14 protein-coding genes are annotated in these 21,630 nt (G+C 69.0%); 8 read left to right on the top strand and 6 right to left on the bottom strand.

Annotation, left to right across the window (positions count from 1 at the left end; translation table 11 throughout):
• Nucleotides 1-144 precede the first annotated feature (144 nt).
• The 3 genes from ELQ94_RS07415 to ELQ94_RS07425 are packed head-to-tail and all read left to right on the top strand — an operon-like array spanning nucleotide 145 to nucleotide 4,027.
• Nucleotides 145-1,323: an acyl-CoA dehydrogenase family protein gene (locus tag ELQ94_RS07415; RefSeq protein ID WP_127048743.1), complete on the top strand. Its 1,179-nt coding sequence runs from the start codon at nucleotides 145-147 to the stop codon at nucleotides 1,321-1,323.
• Nucleotides 1,324-1,376: 53 nt separating this feature from the next.
• Nucleotides 1,377-2,759 carry an O-antigen ligase family protein gene (locus tag ELQ94_RS07420; protein ID WP_243696909.1) on the top strand — a complete coding sequence of 461 codons (1,383 nt, stop codon included), beginning with the start codon at nucleotides 1,377-1,379 and terminating at the stop codon, nucleotides 2,757-2,759.
• Nucleotides 2,756-4,027 (top strand): O-antigen ligase family protein, encoded by a 1,272-nt coding sequence (locus tag ELQ94_RS07425; protein WP_243696910.1) that lies wholly within the window; start codon nucleotides 2,756-2,758, stop codon nucleotides 4,025-4,027. Before ELQ94_RS07420 ends, ELQ94_RS07425 begins: the two co-directional genes overlap by 4 nt.
• An 85-nt stretch (nucleotides 4,028-4,112) precedes the next feature.
• Here the strand turns inward: ELQ94_RS07425 and ELQ94_RS07430 are convergent, their stop codons facing one another.
• From ELQ94_RS07430 to ELQ94_RS07440, 3 genes are read right to left on the bottom strand one after another with little or no spacing between them, the layout of a single operon-like run.
• Entirely contained in the window at nucleotides 4,113-5,411 is a 1,299-nt protein-coding gene (locus ELQ94_RS07430; RefSeq protein ID WP_127048747.1) for a UDP-glucose dehydrogenase family protein, read from the bottom strand.
• A gap of 30 nt (nucleotides 5,412-5,441) precedes the next feature.
• On the bottom strand, nucleotides 5,442-7,517 hold the full coding sequence (locus ELQ94_RS07435; RefSeq protein ID WP_166404685.1) for an acyltransferase family protein: 2,076 nt from the start codon (nucleotides 7,515-7,517) through the stop codon (nucleotides 5,442-5,444).
• 11 nt (nucleotides 7,518-7,528) lie between these two features.
• A complete protein-coding gene (locus ELQ94_RS07440; RefSeq protein WP_127048751.1) occupies nucleotides 7,529-10,672 on the bottom strand; it encodes a glycosyltransferase in 3,144 nt (1,047 codons plus the stop codon).
• A gap of 122 nt (nucleotides 10,673-10,794) precedes the next feature.
• Between ELQ94_RS07440 and ELQ94_RS07445 the strand changes: the two genes are divergently transcribed.
• Nucleotides 10,795-12,114 carry a rhamnosyltransferase WsaF family glycosyltransferase gene (locus ELQ94_RS07445; RefSeq protein WP_127048753.1) on the top strand — a complete coding sequence of 440 codons (1,320 nt, stop codon included), beginning with the start codon at nucleotides 10,795-10,797 and terminating at the stop codon, nucleotides 12,112-12,114.
• Between the two features lie 106 nt (nucleotides 12,115-12,220).
• On the opposite strand, the gene ELQ94_RS07450 is transcribed toward ELQ94_RS07445, so the two are convergent.
• From ELQ94_RS07450 to ELQ94_RS07460, 3 genes are all read right to left on the bottom strand, one after another.
• Complete coding sequence (locus ELQ94_RS07450; protein ID WP_127048755.1) at nucleotides 12,221-14,902, bottom strand: hypothetical protein; 2,682 nt, start codon at nucleotides 14,900-14,902, stop codon at nucleotides 12,221-12,223.
• Between the two features lie 67 nt (nucleotides 14,903-14,969).
• Nucleotides 14,970-15,713, bottom strand: coding sequence for an ABC transporter ATP-binding protein (locus ELQ94_RS07455; protein WP_127048757.1), 744 nt, complete (start codon nucleotides 15,711-15,713; stop codon nucleotides 14,970-14,972).
• Nucleotides 15,710-16,528 carry an ABC transporter permease gene (locus ELQ94_RS07460; protein WP_127048759.1) on the bottom strand — a complete coding sequence of 273 codons (819 nt, stop codon included), beginning with the start codon at nucleotides 16,526-16,528 and terminating at the stop codon, nucleotides 15,710-15,712. The genes ELQ94_RS07455 and ELQ94_RS07460 overlap by 4 nt, the downstream gene beginning before the upstream one ends.
• 117 nt (nucleotides 16,529-16,645) lie before the next feature.
• On the opposite strand from ELQ94_RS07460, the gene ELQ94_RS07465 reads away from it, so the two are divergent.
• Genes ELQ94_RS07465 through ELQ94_RS07480 form a run of 4 tightly spaced genes read left to right on the top strand, consistent with a single transcriptional unit; the run spans nucleotide 16,646 to nucleotide 21,584 of the window.
• The gene (locus ELQ94_RS07465; RefSeq protein WP_208007580.1) at nucleotides 16,646-17,776 is read left to right on the top strand and encodes a glycosyltransferase family 4 protein; all 1,131 of its coding nucleotides are present in this window, start codon (nucleotides 16,646-16,648) and stop codon (nucleotides 17,774-17,776) included.
• Nucleotides 17,773-18,633, top strand: a complete 861-nt coding sequence (locus ELQ94_RS07470) for a glycosyltransferase family 2 protein (RefSeq protein WP_127048763.1) — start codon at nucleotides 17,773-17,775, stop codon at nucleotides 18,631-18,633. The genes ELQ94_RS07465 and ELQ94_RS07470 overlap by 4 nt, the downstream gene beginning before the upstream one ends.
• A 27-nt stretch (nucleotides 18,634-18,660) precedes the next feature.
• Complete coding sequence (locus ELQ94_RS07475; RefSeq protein ID WP_127048765.1) at nucleotides 18,661-20,016, top strand: glycosyltransferase family 4 protein; 1,356 nt, start codon at nucleotides 18,661-18,663, stop codon at nucleotides 20,014-20,016.
• A complete protein-coding gene (locus ELQ94_RS07480; protein WP_127048767.1) occupies nucleotides 20,013-21,584 on the top strand; it encodes a glycosyltransferase family 2 protein in 1,572 nt (523 codons plus the stop codon). Before ELQ94_RS07475 ends, ELQ94_RS07480 begins: the two co-directional genes overlap by 4 nt.
• The last annotated feature ends 46 nt before the right edge of the window (nucleotides 21,585-21,630 follow it).

The following is a 21,630-nucleotide window of genomic DNA, read 5'->3' on the forward strand; positions in this document are numbered from 1 at the left end:
CCTACAAAAGCGACCGAGACGGATCCGCACCCGGCTGGTGCGAATCTACCAAGCGTTCCCCTCTTCCCGGGGTCCCGCCGTAGGCTCGTCGGGTGCGACGGCGCTCCGCCGCCCGCGCGTCGATCCAGTATGGAGACCAGCACCATGTCATTCGAGCCCCTCGCGAGCGATTTCCTCGGATTCGAGACCCTCCTGACGGATCGGGAGAAGCAGTCGATCATGGAGATCCGCGCGTTCGTCGATGAGCGCGTGCGGCCCATCGCCGACGACTACTGGGAGCGGGGCGAGTTCCCCCACGAGATCATCGAACCCCTGATGGCCACGGACGTCGGTCGTTTCGCCTGGTCCGAGACCACCCCGTTCGAGAATACGGCCGTCTTCCGCGGTCTCGTGTCCATGGAGCTGTCGCGCGTCGATGCGTCCGTGTCCACCTTCGTCGGGGTCCAGGAGGGCCTCACGATGGGATCCATCGCGGTGTGCGGTTCCGACGAGCAGCGCGCGGAGTGGTTGCCGAAGCTCGCGAGCGGCGAGGTCATCGGCGCCTTCGGACTCACGGAGCCGCTCTCCGGCAGCGACAGCGCGCAGGGGCTCCGGACCACGGCCCGTCGCGACGGCGACTCGTGGGTCCTCGACGGCGCGAAGCGCTGGATCGGCAACGCGACCTTCTCCGACATCACGATCATCTGGGCGAAGGACATCGAGGACTCCCAGGTGAAGGGATTCATCGTCCCGACCACGACCCCTGGCTACTCGGCAACGCCGATCCAGCGGAAGATCAGCCTCCGGGCCGTCCAGAACGCCGACATCGTGCTCGAGAACGTCGTCGTTCCCGAATCGCACCGCCTGCAGAACGCCAATTCGTTCCGCGACACCGCGAAGGTCCTCCGTCTCACGCGCGCGGGCGTCGCCTGGTCGAGCGTCGGCGTCGCGATCGGCGCGTACGAGGCCGCCCTCTCCTACGCGAAGGAGCGCGTGCAGTTCGGCAAGCCGATCGCCTCCCACCAGCTCATCCAGGACCTCCTGTCGAAGTGCCTCGGGAACATCACGGCGTCGATGGCGATGTGTGTGCGCGTCTCGCAGATGCACGACGAGGGCACCCAGCGCGACGAGCACTCGTCCCTCGCGAAGGCCTATTGCACCGCCCGGATGCGGGAGACGGTCGCGTGGGCGCGTGAGGCGATGGGCGGCAACGGCATCGTGCTCGACTACGGTGCGGCCCGCTTCTTCGCCGATGCCGAGGCCCTGTACTCCTACGAGGGCACGCGGGAGATGAACGCCCTCATCGTCGGCCGCGCGATCACGGGTTCGGCCGCCTTCGTCTGAGTCCGGCCGCGGATCGCACGGGGATGCCATCCCCCCGCGTTACCCTTGACCCCATGAGCGTGCAGTCCGTCTCGCCTCCGCGCGACCAGAGCCGGCGCACCGTCGTCGCCTCGGTGATCGCGACGGTCGCCCTCGTCGTCGCGTTCGGTGGAGACGGCTGGCGCAACCTGCTGGGATGGCCCGGATACATCGCTCTCGTCCTGCTCGTCGCCGCAGCGTGCGGCATCGTGCTCGTGCGGTCCCGCCCCCGCGTGCGTTGGTCGACCACTCCCAAGGCGCTCGTCGCCTTCCTCGGGCTCGCCGTCCTATCCCTCGCCTGGTCGGCCTACCCCGGAGCGACGGCCTCGACGCTCCTCGGGACCCTCCTCACGACCACCGTGGGCTGCACCCTCGCCCTCGCACTCGACTGGCACGCTTTCGTGCGCGCCCTCGGCACGTCCCTGCGCTTCCTCATCGGACTGTCCCTCGCCTTCGAGCTCGTCGTGGCGTTCATCGTCCGCCAGCCGGTCCCCCGCTGGTGGGATCCGGTCGGCGAGGACACCGCGCTCCTCAACCTGTGGTCGCGCAACGTGCTCCTCGAGGGAGATCGCATCCAGGGCTGGGTCGGCAACGCCAACCTTCTCGCGATCATCGCGCTCCTCGGCATCGTCGTCTTCGGGGTCCAGCTCGCCGAGAGATCCGTGACCCGGACGTCGGGGTACGGGTGGCTCGCGCTCGCGGCCATCACCTTCGGACTCACCCGCTCGAGCACGATGATGATCGCCGCCGTCGCGTGCATCGTCGTCCTCGGCGCCGTCCTGCTCGCGCGCCGCGCCGGGCCCTCCGGTCGCCTCGGCCTCTACGGTGCGGGACTGGCCGCCGCCGCGGCCGTCGCCGTCGTCGCGGTCTTCTTCCGCGACGCCGCCCTCTCGGCCCTCGGCAAGAGCTCGGATCTGACGGGACGCCTCGACATCTGGGCGGACGTCGTCGCCCTCGCCGAGCGGCGACCGGTGTTCGGCTGGGGGTATTCGAGCCCCTGGCTCCCCGGCGCGGTGCCCTTCGACGAGCCGGTCGTGCGCAACGGCGTCGAGCAGCTGCAGGCCCACAACGCCTGGCTCGACGTCTGGATGCAGCTCGGCATCGTGGGCGCGGTCCTCTTCGCCGGAATCGTCGTGTCCGTGGTGTGGCGATGCTGGTTCCTCGCGATCGACCGGCCCCGCGTCGGACTCGTCGACGATCGCCCGTACTCCACCACGTCGATCCTCCCCCTCCTCGTCGTCGTCGTCCTCGTCGTGCAGTCGCTCATGGAGAGCCGCATCCTGGTCGAATCGGGGTGGGTGCTGCTCGTCGCCCTCGCAGTGGCGACGAAGGCGCGTCCCGTGATCGAACGCCCCGTCGTCGAGAAGCCGCTGGTCGAACGACGGGTGACCGACCGCGCGGCTCCCGGGCGCGCGTGAGCCGCCTCCCGCTCTCGCGCGAGTCGCTCGGGTCGGCTCTCGGCTCGGCCGCCGTCGCGCAGGCCTTCACCATGACGGCGATCGCCGCCGCCCTCCTCGGGCACCTCACACGGGCGCTCATCGGCTGGCCCGGGTATATCGCGATCCTCACCGGCCTCGTCGTCCTTGCCGCGGCGATACTCGTCGCCCGGCGCGACGTCATCGAGTGGAGGGGTCTCCTGCCGCTCACGGTGCTCGGGTTCATCGCCTGGTGCGGGGCATCGGTGTTCTGGAGCGGGGCGCAGTGGATGTCGCTCGCCGGGTGGGTCTTCCAGGCCGTGATCGCCCTCATCGGCATCACCATCGCCCTCTGCCGCGACCTCATCCAGATCGTGCGCGCCGCCGGCGGGGTCTTCCGCGTGCTGCTCGCCGTCTCCATCGGGCTCGAGATCCTGAGCGGCATCCTGCTCGACACCCCCTTCCCGTTCCTCGGCATCGGCGGGAACCTCGCGGTCGGTGGTCCCATCCAGGGCGTGTTCGGCACGCGCAACCTGCTCGGCTTCGTCGCGGTGCTCGCCCTCGTGACCCACATCATCGAGCTGCGCACGCGATCGGTCCAGCGGGGGACGGGGATCGCCTCGATCACGCTCGCCGCGACGTGTCTCGTCTTCAGCGGCTCACCCGTGACGGTGGTTGTCTCGGTCGTGATCCTCGCGGCCACGTCGGCCCTGTATGCGGTGCGGCGCACACCGGCCGAGCGTCGGCCGGTACTCCAGTACGCACTCCTCGGACTCGTGATCGTGACGATGATCGCGACCTACGCCGGGCGCTCCCGCGTCATCGACCTCCTCAACGCCGGCGGTGAGTTCCAGGTGCGCTATCGGCTCTGGCTCTCGACCTGGCGTGCCATCGACGCCAATCCCATCGAGGGCTGGGGTTGGGTCGGACTCTGGAGGGGCTCCGTCCCTCCGTTCGCCGGCATCAACTGGGCCGTCGGTCAGGAGCACGCGTCGGCGCTCAACGCCTACCTCGACGTCCTCCTCCAGGTGGGGACGGTCGGCTTCCTCATCTTCGCCGCCCTGTGCGCCTTCGCCGTGATCCGTTCCTGGCTGCTCGCATCGAACCGGCGCACGGTCACCTACGCCTGGCCGGCGCTCGTCGTCGTGACGATCCTCACGACGGGTGCGGCCGAGAGCTTCCCGCTCGTCGAAGGGGGATGGCTGCTGTTGGTGATCTGCGCCGTCAAGGCGTCGGAGAGCCACAGTTGGCGCGCACGACTCCCGAACTGACGAACGGCTCTCTGACGGAAAGACGCGGCCTCCCCGAGGGGAGGCCGCGTCAGGAGACCTGCATCAGGCCGGCCATGTCGTGTCGTCAGCGACGACCGAGACCGTGGTACTCCCAGAGGGCGTCGATCCACTCGGTGTGAGGGAGCGCGTTCCGTCCGTCGATGATGATCGGGGTCTTCACGAGGGAGGCCGCCCACGCGGGGTCGATTCCCGTGAAGTCCTTCCACTCGGTGAGGAGCAGGACGATGTCGGCGTCGGTCAGGGCCTCCTCCAGGGTTCCGAAGACGAGGTCGGGCTCGCGACGACGGGCGTTCCCGATGGCTTCGGGGTCCGTCGCGACGACGTCGGCTCCGAGAGCGGCGAGCCGCGAGGCGATGTCGACGGCCGGTGAGTCGCGGACGTCATCGCTGTTGGGCTTGAAGGCGAGGCCGAGCACCGCGACCTTGCGCCCCGTGACATCGCCGTCGAGCAGCGTCGTCGTCAGGTCGACGACCCGGTCGCGACGGCGGAGGTTGATCGCGTCGATCTCTTCGAGGAAGCGGACGGAGTGGCCGACGCCGAGCTCCTCCGCCCGGGCACGGAACGCACGGATGTCCTTCGGGAGGCAACCGCCTCCGAACCCGACACCCGCGTTGAGGAACCGGCGTCCGATGCGGGCGTCCATTCCGATGGCGTCGGCGAGCTTCACGACATCGGCGCCCGTCACCTCGGCGATCTCGGCCATCGCGTTGATGAAGGAGATCTTGGTTGCGAGGAAGGCGTTCGCGGAGACCTTGACGAGTTCGCTCGTCGCATAGCCGGCGATGATCTTCGGCGTCTGAGCATCGAGGGCGACGTGGTAGACGGCGTCGAGCACGCTCTCGGCCCGCTCTGCTCCCTCACCGACGCCGTAGACGAGGCGGTCGGGACGCAGCGTGTCCTCCACGGCGAATCCTTCGCGGAGGAACTCGGGGTTCCAGGCGAGGAAGGCCCCGGCGGGATTGATCCGCTCGGCGAGCACCTCGGCGGTGCCCACCGGGACGGTCGACTTCCCGACCACGACGTCGCCGGGGGCGACGTAGGGCAGGAGAGCGTCGACCGCGGAGTGGACGTAGCGCAGGTCGGCGCTCAGGCCGTCCTTGCTCTGCGGCGTCCCCACGGCGATGAAGTGGGCCTCGGCCCCTGCCGCGTCAGCGAAATCGGTCGAGAAGGTCAGATTGCCCGACGCGATGGCCGCTTCGAGCAGATCGGACAGACCGGGCTCGAAGAACGGCGCACGGCCGGAGTTCAACAATGCAATCTTGTCCGCGTCGACGTCGATCCCGACGACGGAGTGACCGATGGACGCCATGGCGGCTGCGTGGACGGCACCGAGGTAGCCGCAACCGATAACTGAGAGCTTCATATTGAGGTTCAGCCTAGCAATTCCGGGGGGTCATCCGATGGCGGCTTCGATCGCGTCCCCGAGGAGAGGCGACAGGCTGCGCGTGTAGGTCGACGTGAGGTGCCCGGGATCGCGGTAGACGATGCTTCCACCGATGACGGGCGGGCAGCGGTCGTCGATGCAGAAGTACGGCGTGAAGTCCACGACACTCGCCCCGGGGGTCGCCGAGGCGGCGTCCGAGAGACCGTCGAAGAAGGGGAACGCGTCCTCGAGGGGGACGGCGCAGCGATCGGCGGCGGTCGCCGGATCGTCGTCGATGCACTCGAGGTAGTCCTCGCGCGTGTGGGGGTTGTCGCGGATCACGACGATCGCGGTCCCGCCGGCGGCGACCGGCGTCCACGCGTCGACGAAGCCGTCGACCGTGGTCGATTCGACGTCGCCGCCGGCCGCGTCGATCGGCGACTCGGCCGAGGCGCTCGTGACGATCGCGTCGTAGGAGGAGCCCACCAGATAGTCGTCGAGGGAGGTCTTCCACTCGTCGCAGCTCGCCAGCCACGTGACGTCGTTGACCTGCGTGGCTTCGGTCCAGATGCAGCCCGTCTTGCCGATCACGTCGACGGCCCAGCCACGGTCGTCCGCGAGCTGCTGGACCGCCGCGAGGTACTGGTTGCTGTGGGAGTCGCCGACGAGCGCGATGCTGACGTCGGCGGCGTCCGCGTCGGGTCCGAAGCTGCACACCTTCAGCTGAGACTCGTTGCTCCGGCTCCAGCATTCCGGCGTGTTCACGTCGTCAGACGGAGCGGCGATCACCGAGGGGATGAGGTCGCCCGTGACCGCCGCGGTACTGCAGCCGTCCTCGATGAGGGCGGCCGCTCCGAAGCAGTCGAGATCACCGGACGCGGCTGCCTCGACCCGATCACGCTCGGCGTCGATCCGCGCGGTGGCCACTCCCCCCACGACGAGGGAGACGCCGAGGACCGGGACGAGGGCGAGTGCGACCGCGGCGAGGGTGCGCCGCGGTCGCGCGTCGGCCAGGAGACGCCAGGCGCGTGCGGGGTCCTCCACGAGGACCTTCGTGAGCCAGCCGAGCACGAGCGAGACGAGGAGCAGGGCCACCCGCGTGACGGTGCCGAGCTCGGCCTCGACGGCGGCCGCCGTGAGCACGATGACCGGCCAGTGCCAGAGGTACAGGCTGTAGGACACCGCTCCGAGCCACTGGACCGGGCGGAGCCGGAACACGCCCGCCGTGCCGAGGGGCCCCTCGGCCGTACCCGCGACGATGACGAGCAGTGTGCCGACGACGGGCAACAACGCCGCGGAACCGGGGAACGGAGTGGCCTCCGTGAATGTCAGGAGAGTCGCGGCGATCAGGACGAGCCCCAGGATCGAGAGCCCCCTGCGGACGATCGGGGTCGGCCGCCGTCCGACCGTGGTCAGGGCGAGCAGCCCTCCCGCGCCGAACTCCCACGCGCGCGTCGTCGTCGCGAAGTAGGCGGGACCGGGGTCGACGGCCGTGAGCACGATGCTGTGCACGAGGGACGCGGTGACGACGAGAGCGAAGACGACGGCGAGTACCCGGCGGAGCGGCAGTCCTCGTCGCACGCGTGCGACGAGGACGAGGGAACCGATCACGAGGAGCGGCCAGACGAGGTAGAACTGCTCCTCGACGGACAGTGACCAGTAGTGCTGGACGGGGCTCGCGATGTTGGCGTTCTGCGCCAGGTAGTCGACCGAGTCGGCCGCGAGGACCCAGTTCTCCACGTAGAACGTCGCCGCGACGAGCTCGCGGGAGATCTGCGGCCAGTTCTGGACCGGGAGGACGAGCACCGTGCCGATCGCCGTCGCGAGAGTCACGATGAGGGCTGCCGGGAGCAGCCGTCGGGCGCGCCTGGCGTAGAAGGATCCCAACCGGATGCGTCCGGAGCGTTCGGCCTCCTTCACCAGGTGCGCCGTGATGAGGAAGCCCGAGATGACGAAGAAGATGTCGACGCCTACGTATCCGCCGGGGAGCCGCCCGGGCCACAGGTGGTAGATCACCACGGCCATGACCGCGATCGCGCGCAGGGCCTGGATCTCCGGGCGGAAGGCCGTCGCGGCGGTGGCGGTCGGTGCGGGTGCGGTGTCCACTCGTCCCGGCATCACGACCGGGTGTCCGGGTGGAGGTCCCGCCAGGCGTAGACGTCCGTGACGAGCGTGTGCGCCCTGGCATGGAACGAGTGCTCCGCGCGAATGCGCTGCGATGCCTCGACGAGGACCGATTCGGGCACGAGGCTCTCCGCGTGGGCGAGGGCCTCTCGGGTCTCGTCCACGGTGTCCGCGGTGAGCACGGCGGCTCCGAAGACCTCGTCGATGCCGTCCACTCGATCGGACAGCATGCGAGCACCGGCCGCGACGCCGTCGAACAGCCGGTTCGAGAGGAAGCCCCATTCGGCCATGTCGCCGTGGTGGTCGTTGAGGACGACACGGGCCGACCGGTACATCGCGGGTGCGTCGGCGCGATCGAGGGTGGTCCCGGCGATGAGGTCGTCGTCGAGGAAATCCTCCCAACCGTGACCGAAGACGGAGGGTCGGAAGCCCGCCTCGATCGTGTTCTTGACGATCGGACGGAAGATCTTCCGCGGCGTCCCGACGAAGAGCACGTCCGTCCCGGTGCCGGGCTCCGCCGTCCCGGGGTGGAACCGATCGGGGTCGGTGGCCTGGAGCAGCGGCCGGACCTCGTGGCCGTGCGCCTCCGTCGCGTGCTGCGCCCACCGCAGACTCGCACCGTAGACCAGGTCGTTGGAGGAGAACTCGCGATGGCGGACGCGCGTGGGATGGCTGATGACCCAGAGGACGTTCGTCGCGCCATCCTGCCGGGGTACGGTCGCGAGGCCGCGGATCGTGAGCACCACATCGTCGAAGCCGGCCGTCGACCTCGTGTGGGCGCCGAGCCGGTCGACGACGACCTCCTGGCCGAGGGCGCGGAGGGCCGACGCGATGTCGTCGGCGAAGAACGTGTCGCCCCAGACGTCCCCGCGGGGCTCGGCCGGCGACGCGATCTTGATCGCCCAACGGAGTCGCCGACGTCCGGCGAACTCGCCCGCTTCGATCGTGCCGCCGATGCGCTCGTAGACCGGCCGCACGAGCTCGGGGACCGGGTCGTCGGCGAGTTCCTCCGCCTCGACGCCCGTCATGCGGAAGCCGGCGCTCTCGAAGCGGTCGGCGATCTCGTCGGGGACCGCGTCGGCCCAGCGATCGAGGAATCGCTGGGCGTTGGCGTTGGCCCGACCGGCGAGCCACCGTCGGTTCTCGCCGCGGAAGCCGACGAGGGACGAGGGCACGACGACGGACGCCGGGCGACCGTCGGTGCGCGCGCGGAGACAGAGGTCGACGTCGTCGAAGGCGCCCTGGAACGTGGGATCGTACCCGCCGAGAGCGACGAAGCGATCCGCGCGGACGAGGATCGCGCCCGCTCCGACGGCATGGAAGCGCGCGGGCAGGACGCCCGCGAGGTCCTCTCTCGGGTGATCGGCCAGGAAGGGCACGGGCAGCATGCGACCGCCGCCGAAGACCGTCCCGGCGTGGTGCACGGAATCACCCGGCGCGAGCAGGAGCGGCTGGGCCGCGAAGACCTCGGGATCATCGACGGCCTCGACGAGCGGCGCGAGCCACCCGGGCCGCGGCGTGGCCGTCCGTTCGAGGAAGACGACGTATTCCCCCGTCGACGCGGCGAACCCGATGTTGTTCGCGAGCGACGCCCGGAGCGGGGCCGGCCGGGAGAGGACCGTCACGCGTTCGTCCCGCGCGAACCGCAGGGACATCGTCGCGGCCACCTCACGCCTCGACCCGCTGTCGATGACGATCACCTCGACGTCGTGCTCTCCGGCCGTCGCGAGCACCGCGTCGACGGCGTCGAGCGGGGCCTCCCACTGACCGGTCGTCGGCACCACGATCGAGACCCGGCCGCGCACGCGGCTCGAGGCCCCTGCCGACACGGTGTCCCAATCGATGAGGTTCTTCCCGAGCACGACATCGCGCCAGTGCGGCGACTCGCTCGTCGTGATGCGGTCGAGTGCGTCATCGCGGTGGTCGTATCGCACGCCGATGAACGGCAGGTAGGTCACCCGGTCCGTGGCGGCGAACAGGCGGAGGAAGAGGTCGTAATCGACCCAACGACGCAGTCCCTCGTCGAAACCCCCGACGGTCTCGACCAGGTCGGCCTTCACGACGAGCGTGTTCATGTCGATGAAGCTGTTGCCGCTGATGAGCTGCTCGCGCGTACCGGACATGCCGAGGTAGCCGTGCTTCCGCCCCCCGCGGTCGAGCTCGACAGCGGCGTAGGCCAGGTCGGCTCGGCCGGAACCCACCTCCGAATACGAGACCGACAGGAAGTGCGGGGTCCAGACGTTGTCCGAGTCGAGGAAGGCGAGAACGTCGGCGTGCGCCTCGGCGACGCCGAGGTTGCGCGCGGCGGAGACGCCGCGGTGCTCCCCTCTCACGAGGCGCACACGAGGGTCGTTCGCAGCGATCGCCTCCACGACGCTCCGCGTCGAGTCCGTGGACCCGTCGTCGACGACGATGAGCTCCCACGCGGAGAAGTCCTGTGCGACGACGGACTCGATCGCCCGCGCGACGATGCCCTCGCGATTGTAGACGGGCATGACGATCGAGACGAGCGTCTCGCCCGTCCCCGGCCGCGCCGAGGCACTCGCCAGGCGATCGGTGATGAAGCGCTGCTCGGCTCGCCGGTTCCACGTGGTGGAGACGCGCGACCCGACCAGCCCGGCCGCCGCCGTGTGACGCTCAGCGAGCTCGGTCGCGAGCCGCATCCCCTCGCCCCGCGTCATCGGGCCGGCCGTCCCCTCCGGCAGGGGCAGCTCGGTGGACGACGTCGAGGAGCGCAGGAATCCCGCGACGCGATCCGCGAGGTGCCGCGGATCGGCATCCGGGGTCACAGCGGTGAGATCGAGCAGCGGACCCACAGAGATCACCGGGGATTTGGGGTCGAGCAGGACGGTGAGCCAGTCGCGGCCCTTCGACCCTCGGGAGATCCACTGCGGTTCGATGAGCGGGTGGGGGGCGATCTCGTTGCCCTGGGAGAGGAGGACGTCGATCGCCTGGCCGATGGAGCGGAGGCTTCGGCCGGTCTCGGCGCCGATGAACCCGGGGTCGATGAGACCCAGCCGACCGATCTCCCGGAGCTTCAGCCGACGGCGCTCCCGGCGCAGCGGAGAGATGACGGCCCGGTCGATCACCGGGAGCCGGCGGAGGGCGGCGCGGGCGACGGCTCGGACAGCGACCATAGACGGATGACCTCTTCGTTTCGGGAGGGGCTACCTCGGCGACGACGACGCCCGCCGACGTCACAGAGTAACAAAAGTATGATGAGCGCAGCCCGACCGTCGTTCCACCCGAAAGGCCGCCCATGTCTCCTCGTCCCCTCCAGATCGTCTCGGACATGGCGAAGCTGAACATCTCGTACCTGCGCTCGGCGGACTTCCGCGCACGCGTCCTCAAGATCCACGGAAAGGCCGCGACGACCCACCCGACCGACGACCTCAGTCGGAGCGAACTCGACCTCGCCCCCCGCGAGGCCCGCGTCTTCGCCGGTCTGAACGACTCGACCCTCGGGCTCAGCACCTTCACTCCGTCCGCCGCCACGCCGACGCACATCAACCTCGTCCTGCCCGAGTTCCGCACGACTGCCGTGTTCGCGGGCGTCACGACGGCGCTCCAGGCCGCAGCCGGTCTGGGACGGCGACTCGGCCTGCCCGTGCGCGTCATCACGTTGGCGCGCAACCAGGAGAGGCCCGACATCGAGTCGGGTCGGCGCTTCCTCCGGGAGACGTTCGATCTCGACGCCGAGGTCCTCCTCCGACAGGACATCCCAGCCGCGCGGTTCAGCCCGGACGACCGCTGGATCGCGACGCACTGGACCACCGCGCACGCACTCGACGTCGCGGCCCACGCCGGCCTCGTCGACGCCGCCTCCGTGGTCTATCTCGTCCAGGACTACGAGCCCGGTTTCACCCCGTGGTCCACGTCGTACACGACGGCGAGGTCCACGTACCACGCCGGTTTCATCCCCCTTGTGAACTCGCGGCCGCTGCTGCAGCACCTCGAGACGGTCGAGGAGCTCGGGGTCGACGAGCGGCACGTCTTCGCTCCGGCGCTCGACGTGCCACAGCTCGAACGGATCGCGGGCCTGCGCTCGTCGGCCGGTCGGACCACCGTGCTCTTCTACGGCCGGCCGTCGAAGCCGCGCAACCTCTTCTACCTCGGTGTGGCCGCGATGCGCCAGGCCGTCCGCGTGCTGGGGGACGAGGCGGCGCACATCGACTTCGTCTCCGCCGGAGAGGACCACCCGTCGATCGACCTCGGGTCGGGCCGGACGCTCGCGCCGCTCGGACGCATGGCCTGGGACGACTACTTCGCATTCCTCCCCACGGCGAACGTCGTCCTCTCCCTTCAGATGAGCCCGCACCCGAGCCACCCCCCGCTCGAGTCCGCGATCTCGGGAGCGCACGTGGTCACCAACGACTTCTTCGGAACGCGCACGGGACTCCACGAGCGCATCACCGCGGTGCCCGAGTCCCCCGACGCCCTCGGCGACGCGCTCGCCGCTTCGATCCGGCGTGCCCGAACCGACGGGCCAGGGGCTTTCGAACCCCTCGCGGTCTCGCGCATCGGGGGTCCCCTCGATGCATCCCTCGACGCGATCGTCCCCGCGCTCACACGCAGCTAGAGCTCACCCGTCGCCGTGGGGACGCTCCCCGACGTACGACGGCCGGTCGGGACGAACTCGACCCGACCGGCCGTCCACCTCCCGGACGTCGTCCGGCGAGGGGTGATCAGCGCACCGTCACCGTCTTGCAGGTGAGCAGGTCGTTCTTGCCCGATCCGACGTTGATCCCGTATGCGCAGATCTCGTGCACGCCCTTCGAGAGCGGGAGCGACGCCGTGAACCCATGCGCGCCGCCCCACTTCGGATAGGCGGCGGCGATGTCCGGACGTGTGACGTTCGCGACGGTCGTCGTCGTCATCCTGCCGTCGACGTAGAGGTGCACGGTGATCGGCGATGCCGTGTCGTAGTCGATCGCCCACCCGGAGACGGTCGCGCCATTCGCGGTCGGCGTGACGGAATCGAGCCGACCGTCCGGGGACCCTCCACGCACGACGACCTGCTTGCAGACACCGATCATGCCGTTCTTGCCGCCGCCGACGTTGATGCCGTAGGCGCAGACCGTGTGCGTTCCGGCGGAGGCCTGAACGCGTGCGGTGTAGCCGTGGGCGGCGCCGTAGGCCGGATAGGCGGAGGCGATGTCGGTGCGGGACCGATCGGCCTTCGTCGTCGCGACGTGCTTTCCGTCGACGTAGACGTGCACGGAGATGGGAGACGCCGAGTCCGGGTCGAGCGCCCAACCCGTCACATCGAACCCGCCGGGAGCCGCCGTCACGGTGTCGATGCGTCCGACGGGATGCGGCCCGAACGTCTCACACCGCGTCGCGTCGGTCCCGGCGCCCACGTTCACGGCCGTGAGGCAGAAGTCGGCGGTCGCCGCGCCGAGCGGCACGAAGATGCTGAAGCCCTGATCGGCCCCGTAGAGCGGCCACGCGGCCGCACGGTCGGGTCGCGAACGATTCGCGACCGTCGACGCGAGCTGCTTGCCCGAGGAGGTGACGGCCTTGACCGTGACCGGAGAGGTCGAGTCCGGGTCCATCGCGTATCCCGTGTAGGTGTAGCCCGTCGCCGAGCGCACGGTCGACTCGACCACGAACTGCGGCGGTCCGGTCGGCGCGTCGACAGACCGGCAGCTCAGGGTGGACGTCGTGCCGGCTCCCACGTTCACCGCCCGGAGGCAGACCTCCTGCGCGCCCGCACCGAGCGCGCCGGAGAGGACGTAACCGTGCTTCGATCCGTATCCCGGATAGGCGCGCCCGACGTCGGGGCGGTCCCCGTTCGCCGTCGCCCTCGCGACGACGGCCCCGTCCACGACGAGCTCCACGGTCACCCCGGCGGTCGTCTGACGATCGATGGCCCACCCCGACACCCGAACCGTCGACGGACCGACGTCGACGGCGTCGACGGAGCCGATCGGGTCGTTCCCGAAGACGCGGAGGGAACGGCACCCGAGAGAGGTGTTCGACCCGATGCCCACGTTGAGCACGGTGAGACAGACATCCCCGGTCGTTCCCGCCGGAAGGGCGATGACTCCTTCGAAGCCGCGCTTCGTCCCGTGGCTCGGGTACCCCGTGTTCGCCGACGACGCCGCGCCGGCCTTCACGGTACCGACGCGCGTGCCGCGATACGTCACGGCGATCTGAGCAGGGTCGAGGGTGTCGGGGTCGAGGGCCCAGCCCGTGAGCTTCACGCCGCCGGGCTCCAGGTTCGCGGCCATGATGGCGCCGGACGGCGATCCCGAGATGGGACTGACGGTACGGCACTCGAGGAGGGCGTTCTTGCCGCCTCCCACGCTGATTCCGTAGACACACACCTCGGTGGAGCCGGGAGCAAGCCCCAGGAACAGATCGAACCCGTGCGCGTTCCCGTACCCGGGGAATGCCGCGCCGATGTCGGGCCTCGAGATGTTCGCCGTCGCCGGACGGAAGTAGCGACCGTTCACGTAGACGTGGACGTCGATCGACTCCGCGCTGTCACGGTCGAGCGCCCAGCCCGTGATCCGGACGACACCGGGCGCGACGATCGTCGAGTTGATGCGCCCCTCTGGAGAGGCGGCGGTCGTGGCCCCGAACCAGTCGCTGAACTTCACGAAGAAGTTGCGGTTACCGTACGAGGAGCACGAGTTGCCCGTGCCGTACGGGTTCGCGAGGGCCGCCGCGTTCGGCCGGTAGGGGGTGTAGTTGTAGAGGCTCGCGGTGGCCTGGTTCCGGATGTAGACCGTCGACGATCCGCACGAGGCGTTCGGGTGCCACTGGATGGTGTTGTTCTGACCGGCGCGGTAGCGGAAGGATGACGGGGAGGTCGCGTAGACCTTGAACTGGTAGGCCGCCATGTAGACCTGGTTGAAGAAGCCGTAGTAGCGGGTGTCGCACGGCGCGGTGTCCGGGCACGCGTACCCCATAGCGATGCGGTACCGGCTCGAGGACGGCGCCGTCGAGGTGACGAGCCCCTGCTCCTTCTCGAGCATGACGAGCAGGACCTGCGGATTGATGCCGCACGATACGGCGACGTTCTTGATGATGTTCGCGACGTTCTCGGTGCTCTTGCCCGTGTAGCCGTTGCAGCGACCCGCTACGGGATCGCGATCCGTCGTCGCCATCCGGTAGTCCTTGAGGCAGTTCGACCGGCAACTCGCGCCCTTGGCCTGCAGGAACTGCTGGACCTGGTTGTTCGTCATCGACCCCGAGTCGGTGAAGCGCTCGTCGCTGATGATGTACCCGGGATCGAACCCGTCGGTCACGAGAGCCTCGGCCGACGTCGTCGAGGTCGCGACGGATGCGAGAGGGACGAACAGGGCGAGCACCAGGGCCCACACGATGAGAGACGCAGTGCGTCGCGATCTATGGTGCATGGTTCTCCTCGGCCGCTGCGGCCGATTGCGATCCGGCCCTAGGTCGCCGCGGCGCAGAACCCCGCGATCATCGATCTCCCTTATCGATATCTGCAGTGTAAGCCTTGATCACGCTCTGGGCATCGCCGACCTGGACCAGCGAACCGTTGTCGAGCCACGCCGCGTGGTCGCACATGTCGCGGATGTTGCCCATCGAGTGGGTCACGAGGATGACCGTTTTGCCCGCCTTGCGGAACTCGACGAACTTCTCCTTGCACTTGGCCTGGAAGGCCGCATCACCGACCGCGAGGATCTCGTCGACCACGAGCACATCGGGGTCCACATTGATGGCGACACTGAACCCGAGCCGCACGTACATGCCGGAGGAGTAGTTCTTGACGGGCTGATCGATGAACTTCCGAACACCGGAGAAGTCGACGATCTCGTCGAACTTCTTGGCCACATCCTTGCGGCTCATCCCGAGGATCGAGCCGTTCAGGTAGACGTTCTCCCGACCGGACAGTTCTGGGTGGAAACCGCTGCCGACCTCGAGGAGCGAGGCGACCTTCCCGCGGGACGTGATGGACCCCGAATTGGGGTAGAGAATCTTCGCGAGGCACTTGAGCAGGGTCGACTTGCCCGAGCCGTTCCGACCCACGAGGCCGAAGGTCGATCCCTCCGGCACCTCGAAGGAGACGTCGTTGAGAGCCCAGAAGTCCTCGTGCACGGAACGACGTCCGCGCATCAGGGCCGTCTTGAGGGAGTCGTTCTTCTCCTTGTAGAGGCGGAACTTCTTCGACACGTCGTCGACGACGACAGCTGCTTGGGTCATAGCAATTCGGCCAATCTCTTCTCACTCCGCTTGAACACGAGGAAACCAAGGGTGAACATGACGACTGTCCAGGCGATGCACACGAGGGAGTCGCTGAGGTCGGGCCACCGGTTGTCGTAGAGGAGTTCGCGGAAGACGGAGACGAAGCGCTCCATCGGGTTGAGCCTGTAGACGTCGAGGATCCACTGGCCGTGGGTGGCGGCCTGATTCTCGACGAGGCTGAGGGGGTAGATGATCGGGGTGAGGTACATCCACATCTGGAGTGCGATGGTCGTGAAGTGCTGGAGATCGCGGAAGTACACGTTGCCGATCGCGAGCAGCATGCCGAGTCCGAGCGCGAAGAACGTCAACATCAGCATGAAGAAGAGCGCGACGGGAACCCAGATGAGCGGCATACCGCCGAACACGGTGAGGGCGATGGTGAGCACGGCCATCTCGATCGCCCAGGTGTAGCCGACCGACCCCGCGACGGAGAACGGCAGGTGCATCCGGGGGAAGTAGACCTTCTTGATGAGGCCGGCGCTGCCGATCACGGACGTCATGGCGCCGGTGACGACGCGGGTGAAGAACATCCAGGGGAGGAGCCCGGTCATGAGCCACAGGGCGTAGATGTCGAGGCCACTCGGATCGCCGACGGACGGCCTGGCCCGGAAGATGAACGAGAACACGAGGGTGTACACGAGCATGGTCGCGAGAGGATTGATGAGCGACCACAGCTGCCCGAGAACCGTGCGACGGTACTTCCCCTTCACGTCGCGCATTGTGAGGTTGTAGAAGAGCTCGCGACTGGCGAAGAGCTCTGAGAGGTAGGTCATCCGGTGCTTTCGGGAGGGTACGCGGAGGAGGTTTCCTCCGCATCTCGACTAGAATCTAAACATTTGTGCGGGCAATCCGCCGAATCAGACGAGGTGGGTCGCAGGAGGATGCAGAGCGTGCACGTACTCCTCGACGGTACCGCACTCCCCGATGAACTCGGCGGAGTGGGCAGGTACCTCGAAGGACTCGCACCGGAACTTCGCGGCGACGGAGTGCGGATCACCGTCGTCACGCGACGGTCGTTGGCGACGTCGACGTTCACATCCGGCAACGGTTACGGGCGGATCGTCGTGGGCGACCGCTTCCGTTCGGCACCGTTGCGCATGCTCTGGGAGCAGTTCCGACTGCCCCTCATCGCGCGAGCCGTCGGCGCCGACGTCATCCACTCGCCGCACTACACGTGGCCGTTGCTCGCCCGCACGCCCCACGTCGTGACGATCCACGACGCGACCTTCTTCACCCTTCCCGACGACCATTCATTCGTGAAGCGGTGGTTCTTCCGCCTCTGGACCCGCATCGGGGCCCGCCACGCCGACGCGCTCGTCGCCCCGAGCGCCGCGACCTTCCACGAACTCGAGCCGTTCGCCGCGGTCCGGGCGGACCGGGCGATCGTCGCCCATCACGGGGTCGACCTCGAGACCTTCCGTCCCCCCACTGCGGCCGACGTCGAGGACTTCCGCACACGACTCGAGCTCCCACCGGCGGGATGGATCGCCTTCCTCGGCACCCTGGAGCCGCGGAAGAACGTCCCGGCTCTCATCGACGCCTACGTCGATCGCTACGCCGGCACAGCCGATCCGCCGGCGCTCGTCCTCGCCGGAGCGAGAGGATGGGACACCACGATCGAGGCGCACCTCGCCCGTGTCCCCGCGGATCTGCAGGTGGTCCTCCCCGGCTACCTCCCCCGGGAGGAGCTGCACGTGCTCCTCGGCGGCGCTCTCGCCGTGGTGTATCCGAGCAGGGGCGAGGGGTTCGGGCTCCCCGTCCTCGAGGCGATGGCGAGCGGCGCGAGCGTCGTGACGACGCGCGAGTCGTCGCTGCCCGAGGTCGGCGGGGACGCCGTGCTGTACGCCGCGAGCGACGCGCGCTCGATCGCGGACGCGCTCCCCTCCGTTTCGGACGATGCCGACGAGCGCGCCGATCGCGTCCGCCGAGCCCGGGAGCGCGCCGCCACCTTCACCTGGGCGGCGAGCGCCGAAGCACACCGCGCCGCCTATCGGCTCGCGGCCTCCGGGAGCCGCTCGTGAGCGCGGGCCGGGTGCTCGTCGTCACCGTCACCTACAACTCCGGCGACCACCTCACCTCCTTCCTCGACTCGCTCGCCGGCGCCTCGACAGGGGACCTGCGCGTCGTCATCAGCGACAACGGCTCGACCGACGGCGCGCCGCAGCGCGAGTCCGCTGCGCGCGGCGGGGACGTGCGCGTGCTCGAGAACGCCGAGAACCTCGGCTACGGCAAGGCGGTGAACCGCGCCGCGGCCGGGGCCACCGAGGACTGGATCCTCATCGTCAATCCGGACGTCGTCATGCACCCCGGCTCGATCGACGACCTCGTCGCGGAAGCCGCCGCGCGACCGGAGGTCGGAGTCGTCGGGCCTCGGATCCTCGACGGCGAGGGCAACACGTACCCATCGGCCCGCCCCCTCCCCCGGCTCTTCCTCGGGATCGGCCACGGCGTCCTGTCGACGGTCGCTCCGAACAATCCGTGGTCACGCCGCTATCGGCCGGCGGATCTCGCGGCCGTGGACCACCCCTTCGACACCGGGTGGCTCTCCGGAGCGTGTCTCCTCGTGCGCCGCGACGTCTTCGAGGCGATCGGCGGGTTCGACGACGCCTTCTTCATGTACTTCGAGGACGTGGACCTCGGCCGCCGGATCGGACAGGCGGGATATCTCTGCCGCTACACGCCGGCAGCCGTCGTGACGCACGTCGGCGCGCACTCCACCTCGCACGCCTCGACCGCGATGATCAGGGCTCATCACCGCAGCGCCTACACCTACGTCGCACGCGTCTATCCGGGCACGCGGTGGGCCCCGGTCCGCCTCGCTCTGCGGCTCGGACTCGCGGCGCGATCCCGTCTCACGACGAGGCCTCACAAGTCCTGACGAGGGCACACCGTAGAATCGGTCGTTGTGCTCGTCTATTTCGTGAATCACAGTATCGCCCCGATCAATCTCGGCGGCGCGGAGCGTTCCCTCATCCAGCTCGTCCAGGACTGGTACGACCGGGATCCCGAGTTCGAGGCGGTCTTCATCACGAAGCACCCGCGGGGCCAGTTCATCAAGGCGATCGAGGAGAAGGGGTGGGCCTACAAGTCCTTCCGCTACCGCGGGTGGACCATCCCCTCGGTCGACGCGCCCCTCGCCGAGGTCACCTACTTCGCCCGTGAGGACTACGCCTCCACGCAGGGGATCATCGCCCTCATGGAGGAGCGTCGACCCGACCTCGTCGTGACGAACTCGATCGTCGCCCCGTGGGGCGCCTTCGCGGCCAAGGTGCTCGGCATCCCGCACGCGTGGTTCGTGCGGGAGTACGGCGACCTCGACCACGGTCTCGCCTTCCAGATCGGTCGGGAGCGCACGTTCCGCGACATCGGCCTCCTGTCCGAGGCGGTCTTCGCGAACTCGATAGCCGTCCGTGACCACATCGCCCAGTACATCGTCGACAAGCCCATCCAGGTCGTGTACCCCAAGGTCGACGTGGCGACGCTCGCCGACAAGGCGGCCGCCGCTCCGACGCAGGAACCCTTCGGCCCCGACGCCGGCCTGAAGATCTCCGTCGTCGGCCGGCTCGCGGACACCAAAGGTCAGTGGCGCGTCATCGACGCGGTCGGCGCCCTGGAGAAGCGCGGCATCCGCGCGAGCATCTGCCTGGTCGGTTCCTGGACGGATCCGGACTACGACGTGCAGCTCATGGCGCGTGCTCGAGCCGCGGGGATCGGGGAGCGGGTGACGATCGTCGGCGAGCAGGACAATCCGTTCCCGTTCGTCGCGGCCGCCGACGTGTGCGTCACCGCGTCGAGCATCGAGGCGTTCGGACGCACGACGCTCGAATACATGCTCCTGTCCAAGCCGTCCATCGTGTCGGAGGACGGCGGCGGTGCCGAACTCGTCTCGGACGGCGAGACGGGTGCCCTCTTCTCCCCCGACGATCCCGCGACCCTCGTCGAGGCGCTCGAGGGGTACGCCGGGCAGCCCGACAGGATCCGTGCCCACGGCGCGGCGGCGCGCGAGCGCGCCGTCCGGATGACCGAGCACGAGTACAGCAACGACGCGGCGATCGACACGCTGCTCGCCCTCGAGGGCGCACCGGCGTACAAGCTGCCCGAGATCGCGCGCTACTGGTTCGCCCTGCCCGGCCACTACTCCGAGATGATGAAGACGGGTGGCCAGACGACCATCCGCTTCGTCGCCACCCGGGTCAAGGGACGGCTGCGGAACCTCGCCAAACGCCCGATAGCCGTCGTCCGACGGGTGGTCGGACGATGAGCGCCACGGTCCGCCCCATCACGATCGTCGTCCCGGTCTACGGAGACCTTCCGTCGCTCCTCGAGTGCGTCGATTCGGTCCTCGCGAACGTCGATCTCGACCGCAATGCGCTCCTCCTCGTCAACGACGTCGGTCCCGACGCCGACGCGATCGAACGGGCCTTGCTCGACCGGATCGACGGCGTCGCCGGCGCCCGTTACGAGCGGAATCCGCGGAACCTCGGCTTCGTCGGCAACTGCAACCGGGCGGCCACCGAGCTCGACACGAGCGACAACGACATCCTGCTCCTCAACAGCGACACCATCACGACACCCGGATTCCTCGAGGAGATGTCGGGCGTCCTGCACGCCTCCGACACGCACGGCGTCGTCTGCGCGCGGAGCAACAATGCGACGATCGTCAGCATCCCGCACTACGGTCGCGTGCCGAAGACCCCGCGCACGATCGAACGCACCGCCGCGGTCCACTCGGCGCTGAAGGATCGACTGCCCCGATTCAGCATCTCCCCCGTCGCCCACGGCTTCTGCTTCCTGGTGCGGCGCGAACTCATCCGCTCGTACGGCCTCTTCGACGAGATCTACGCGCCCGGCTACGGGGAGGAGAACGACTTCTGTCTCCGGGTCAACGCACACGGTCATCTGTCGCTCATCGCGAACCGCGCGCTCGTGTTCCACGCCGGCTCCATGAGCTTCGACGGCGAGAAGCGCATGGCGCTCCGCTCCTCGCACGAGAAGATCGTCGTCTCGCGGTACCCGTTCTACACGGATGCGGTCCAGCAATACCTGTGGCGCGACATCGACCCCGTCGACCACTTCGCGGACGCCATGATGCCGGGCGACGACGTCCCCACCGTCTTCCTCGACGTCGACGCGCTCGAGGGTGGTCGCCTCCCGGCCGATGCCGAGCGCATCATCGACGCGGCTCGCGAGCGCGCTTCCGCGACGACGGCCCGCTTCACGCTCTCGGTGCCCGACGCGATCGCGTCGGCGGCCGCAACCCGGTACCGCGGGCTGACCGTCGTGCCGCACTCGCAGTTCCGGTCGCTCCACGACATCGGCGTCGCCATCGGCTCACCCGACTCGTCCGCCGGGCAGCTCCTGCGGCTGAACCGCAGCGCTCTCCGCTGGATGTACGTCAACGCCGACCCGGCGCACCTGCGGCGCTGGGACCGCCGCGACGCGCGCGGCGAGTCGAGGACGGCCGTCCTCGACCTCCTCTCGAGCGCCGACGTCGTCGTCAGCGGATCGGATCGCGCGACCGCCGAGCTCCGCGACTACCTCGACGCGGCGCCGGTGTCCGCATCGGGGTCGTGGTCGATCGTCGACGGCCTGTCGCCCGAGGGCCTGATCGACGCGATCATCGGCGACGCGTGGACGCGTGACGTGGACGTCGATCGCTTGCGCACGCGCTGGTTCCGCTTCGCGCGTCCGTCGGCGAACGGGTCCGGCACCACACCGAGCGAACCCCGCCTCACCCGCCTGGCCCGGAAGGCGCAATCCATCGCGCCGGTTCCGACGTCGTTCGCCCGCAGAGCCGTCAAAGCCCTCCGTCGGCGACTCGGTCGCTGACGCGGCGCCTCGGTCGCTGACGGCCGCGAACGGACGATGCCGCCCT

The organism is Labedella endophytica (assembly GCF_003990045.1).
GTDB classification, from domain to species: Bacteria; Actinomycetota; Actinomycetes; order Actinomycetales; family Microbacteriaceae; genus Labedella; species Labedella endophytica.

Excerpts from the sequence above, each read along its gene's own strand:
- ELQ94_RS07415 (WP_127048743.1), top strand. The coding sequence starts at position 145 with ATGTCATTCGAGCCCCTCGCGAGCGATTTCCTCGGATTCGAGACCCTC.
- ELQ94_RS07420 (WP_243696909.1), top strand. The coding sequence starts at position 1,377 with ATGAGCGTGCAGTCCGTCTCGCCTCCGCGCGACCAGAGCCGGCGCACC.
- ELQ94_RS07430 (WP_127048747.1), bottom strand. The coding sequence starts at position 5,411 with ATGAAGCTCTCAGTTATCGGTTGCGGCTACCTCGGTGCCGTCCACGCA.
- ELQ94_RS07440 (WP_127048751.1), bottom strand. The coding sequence starts at position 10,672 with ATGGTCGCTGTCCGAGCCGTCGCCCGCGCCGCCCTCCGCCGGCTCCCG.
- ELQ94_RS07445 (WP_127048753.1), top strand. The coding sequence starts at position 10,795 with ATGTCTCCTCGTCCCCTCCAGATCGTCTCGGACATGGCGAAGCTGAAC.
- ELQ94_RS07450 (WP_127048755.1), bottom strand. The coding sequence starts at position 14,902 with ATGCACCATAGATCGCGACGCACTGCGTCTCTCATCGTGTGGGCCCTG.
- ELQ94_RS07455 (WP_127048757.1), bottom strand. The coding sequence starts at position 15,713 with ATGACCCAAGCAGCTGTCGTCGTCGACGACGTGTCGAAGAAGTTCCGC.
- ELQ94_RS07460 (WP_127048759.1), bottom strand. The coding sequence starts at position 16,528 with ATGACCTACCTCTCAGAGCTCTTCGCCAGTCGCGAGCTCTTCTACAAC.
- ELQ94_RS07480 (WP_127048767.1), top strand. The coding sequence starts at position 20,013 with ATGAGCGCCACGGTCCGCCCCATCACGATCGTCGTCCCGGTCTACGGA.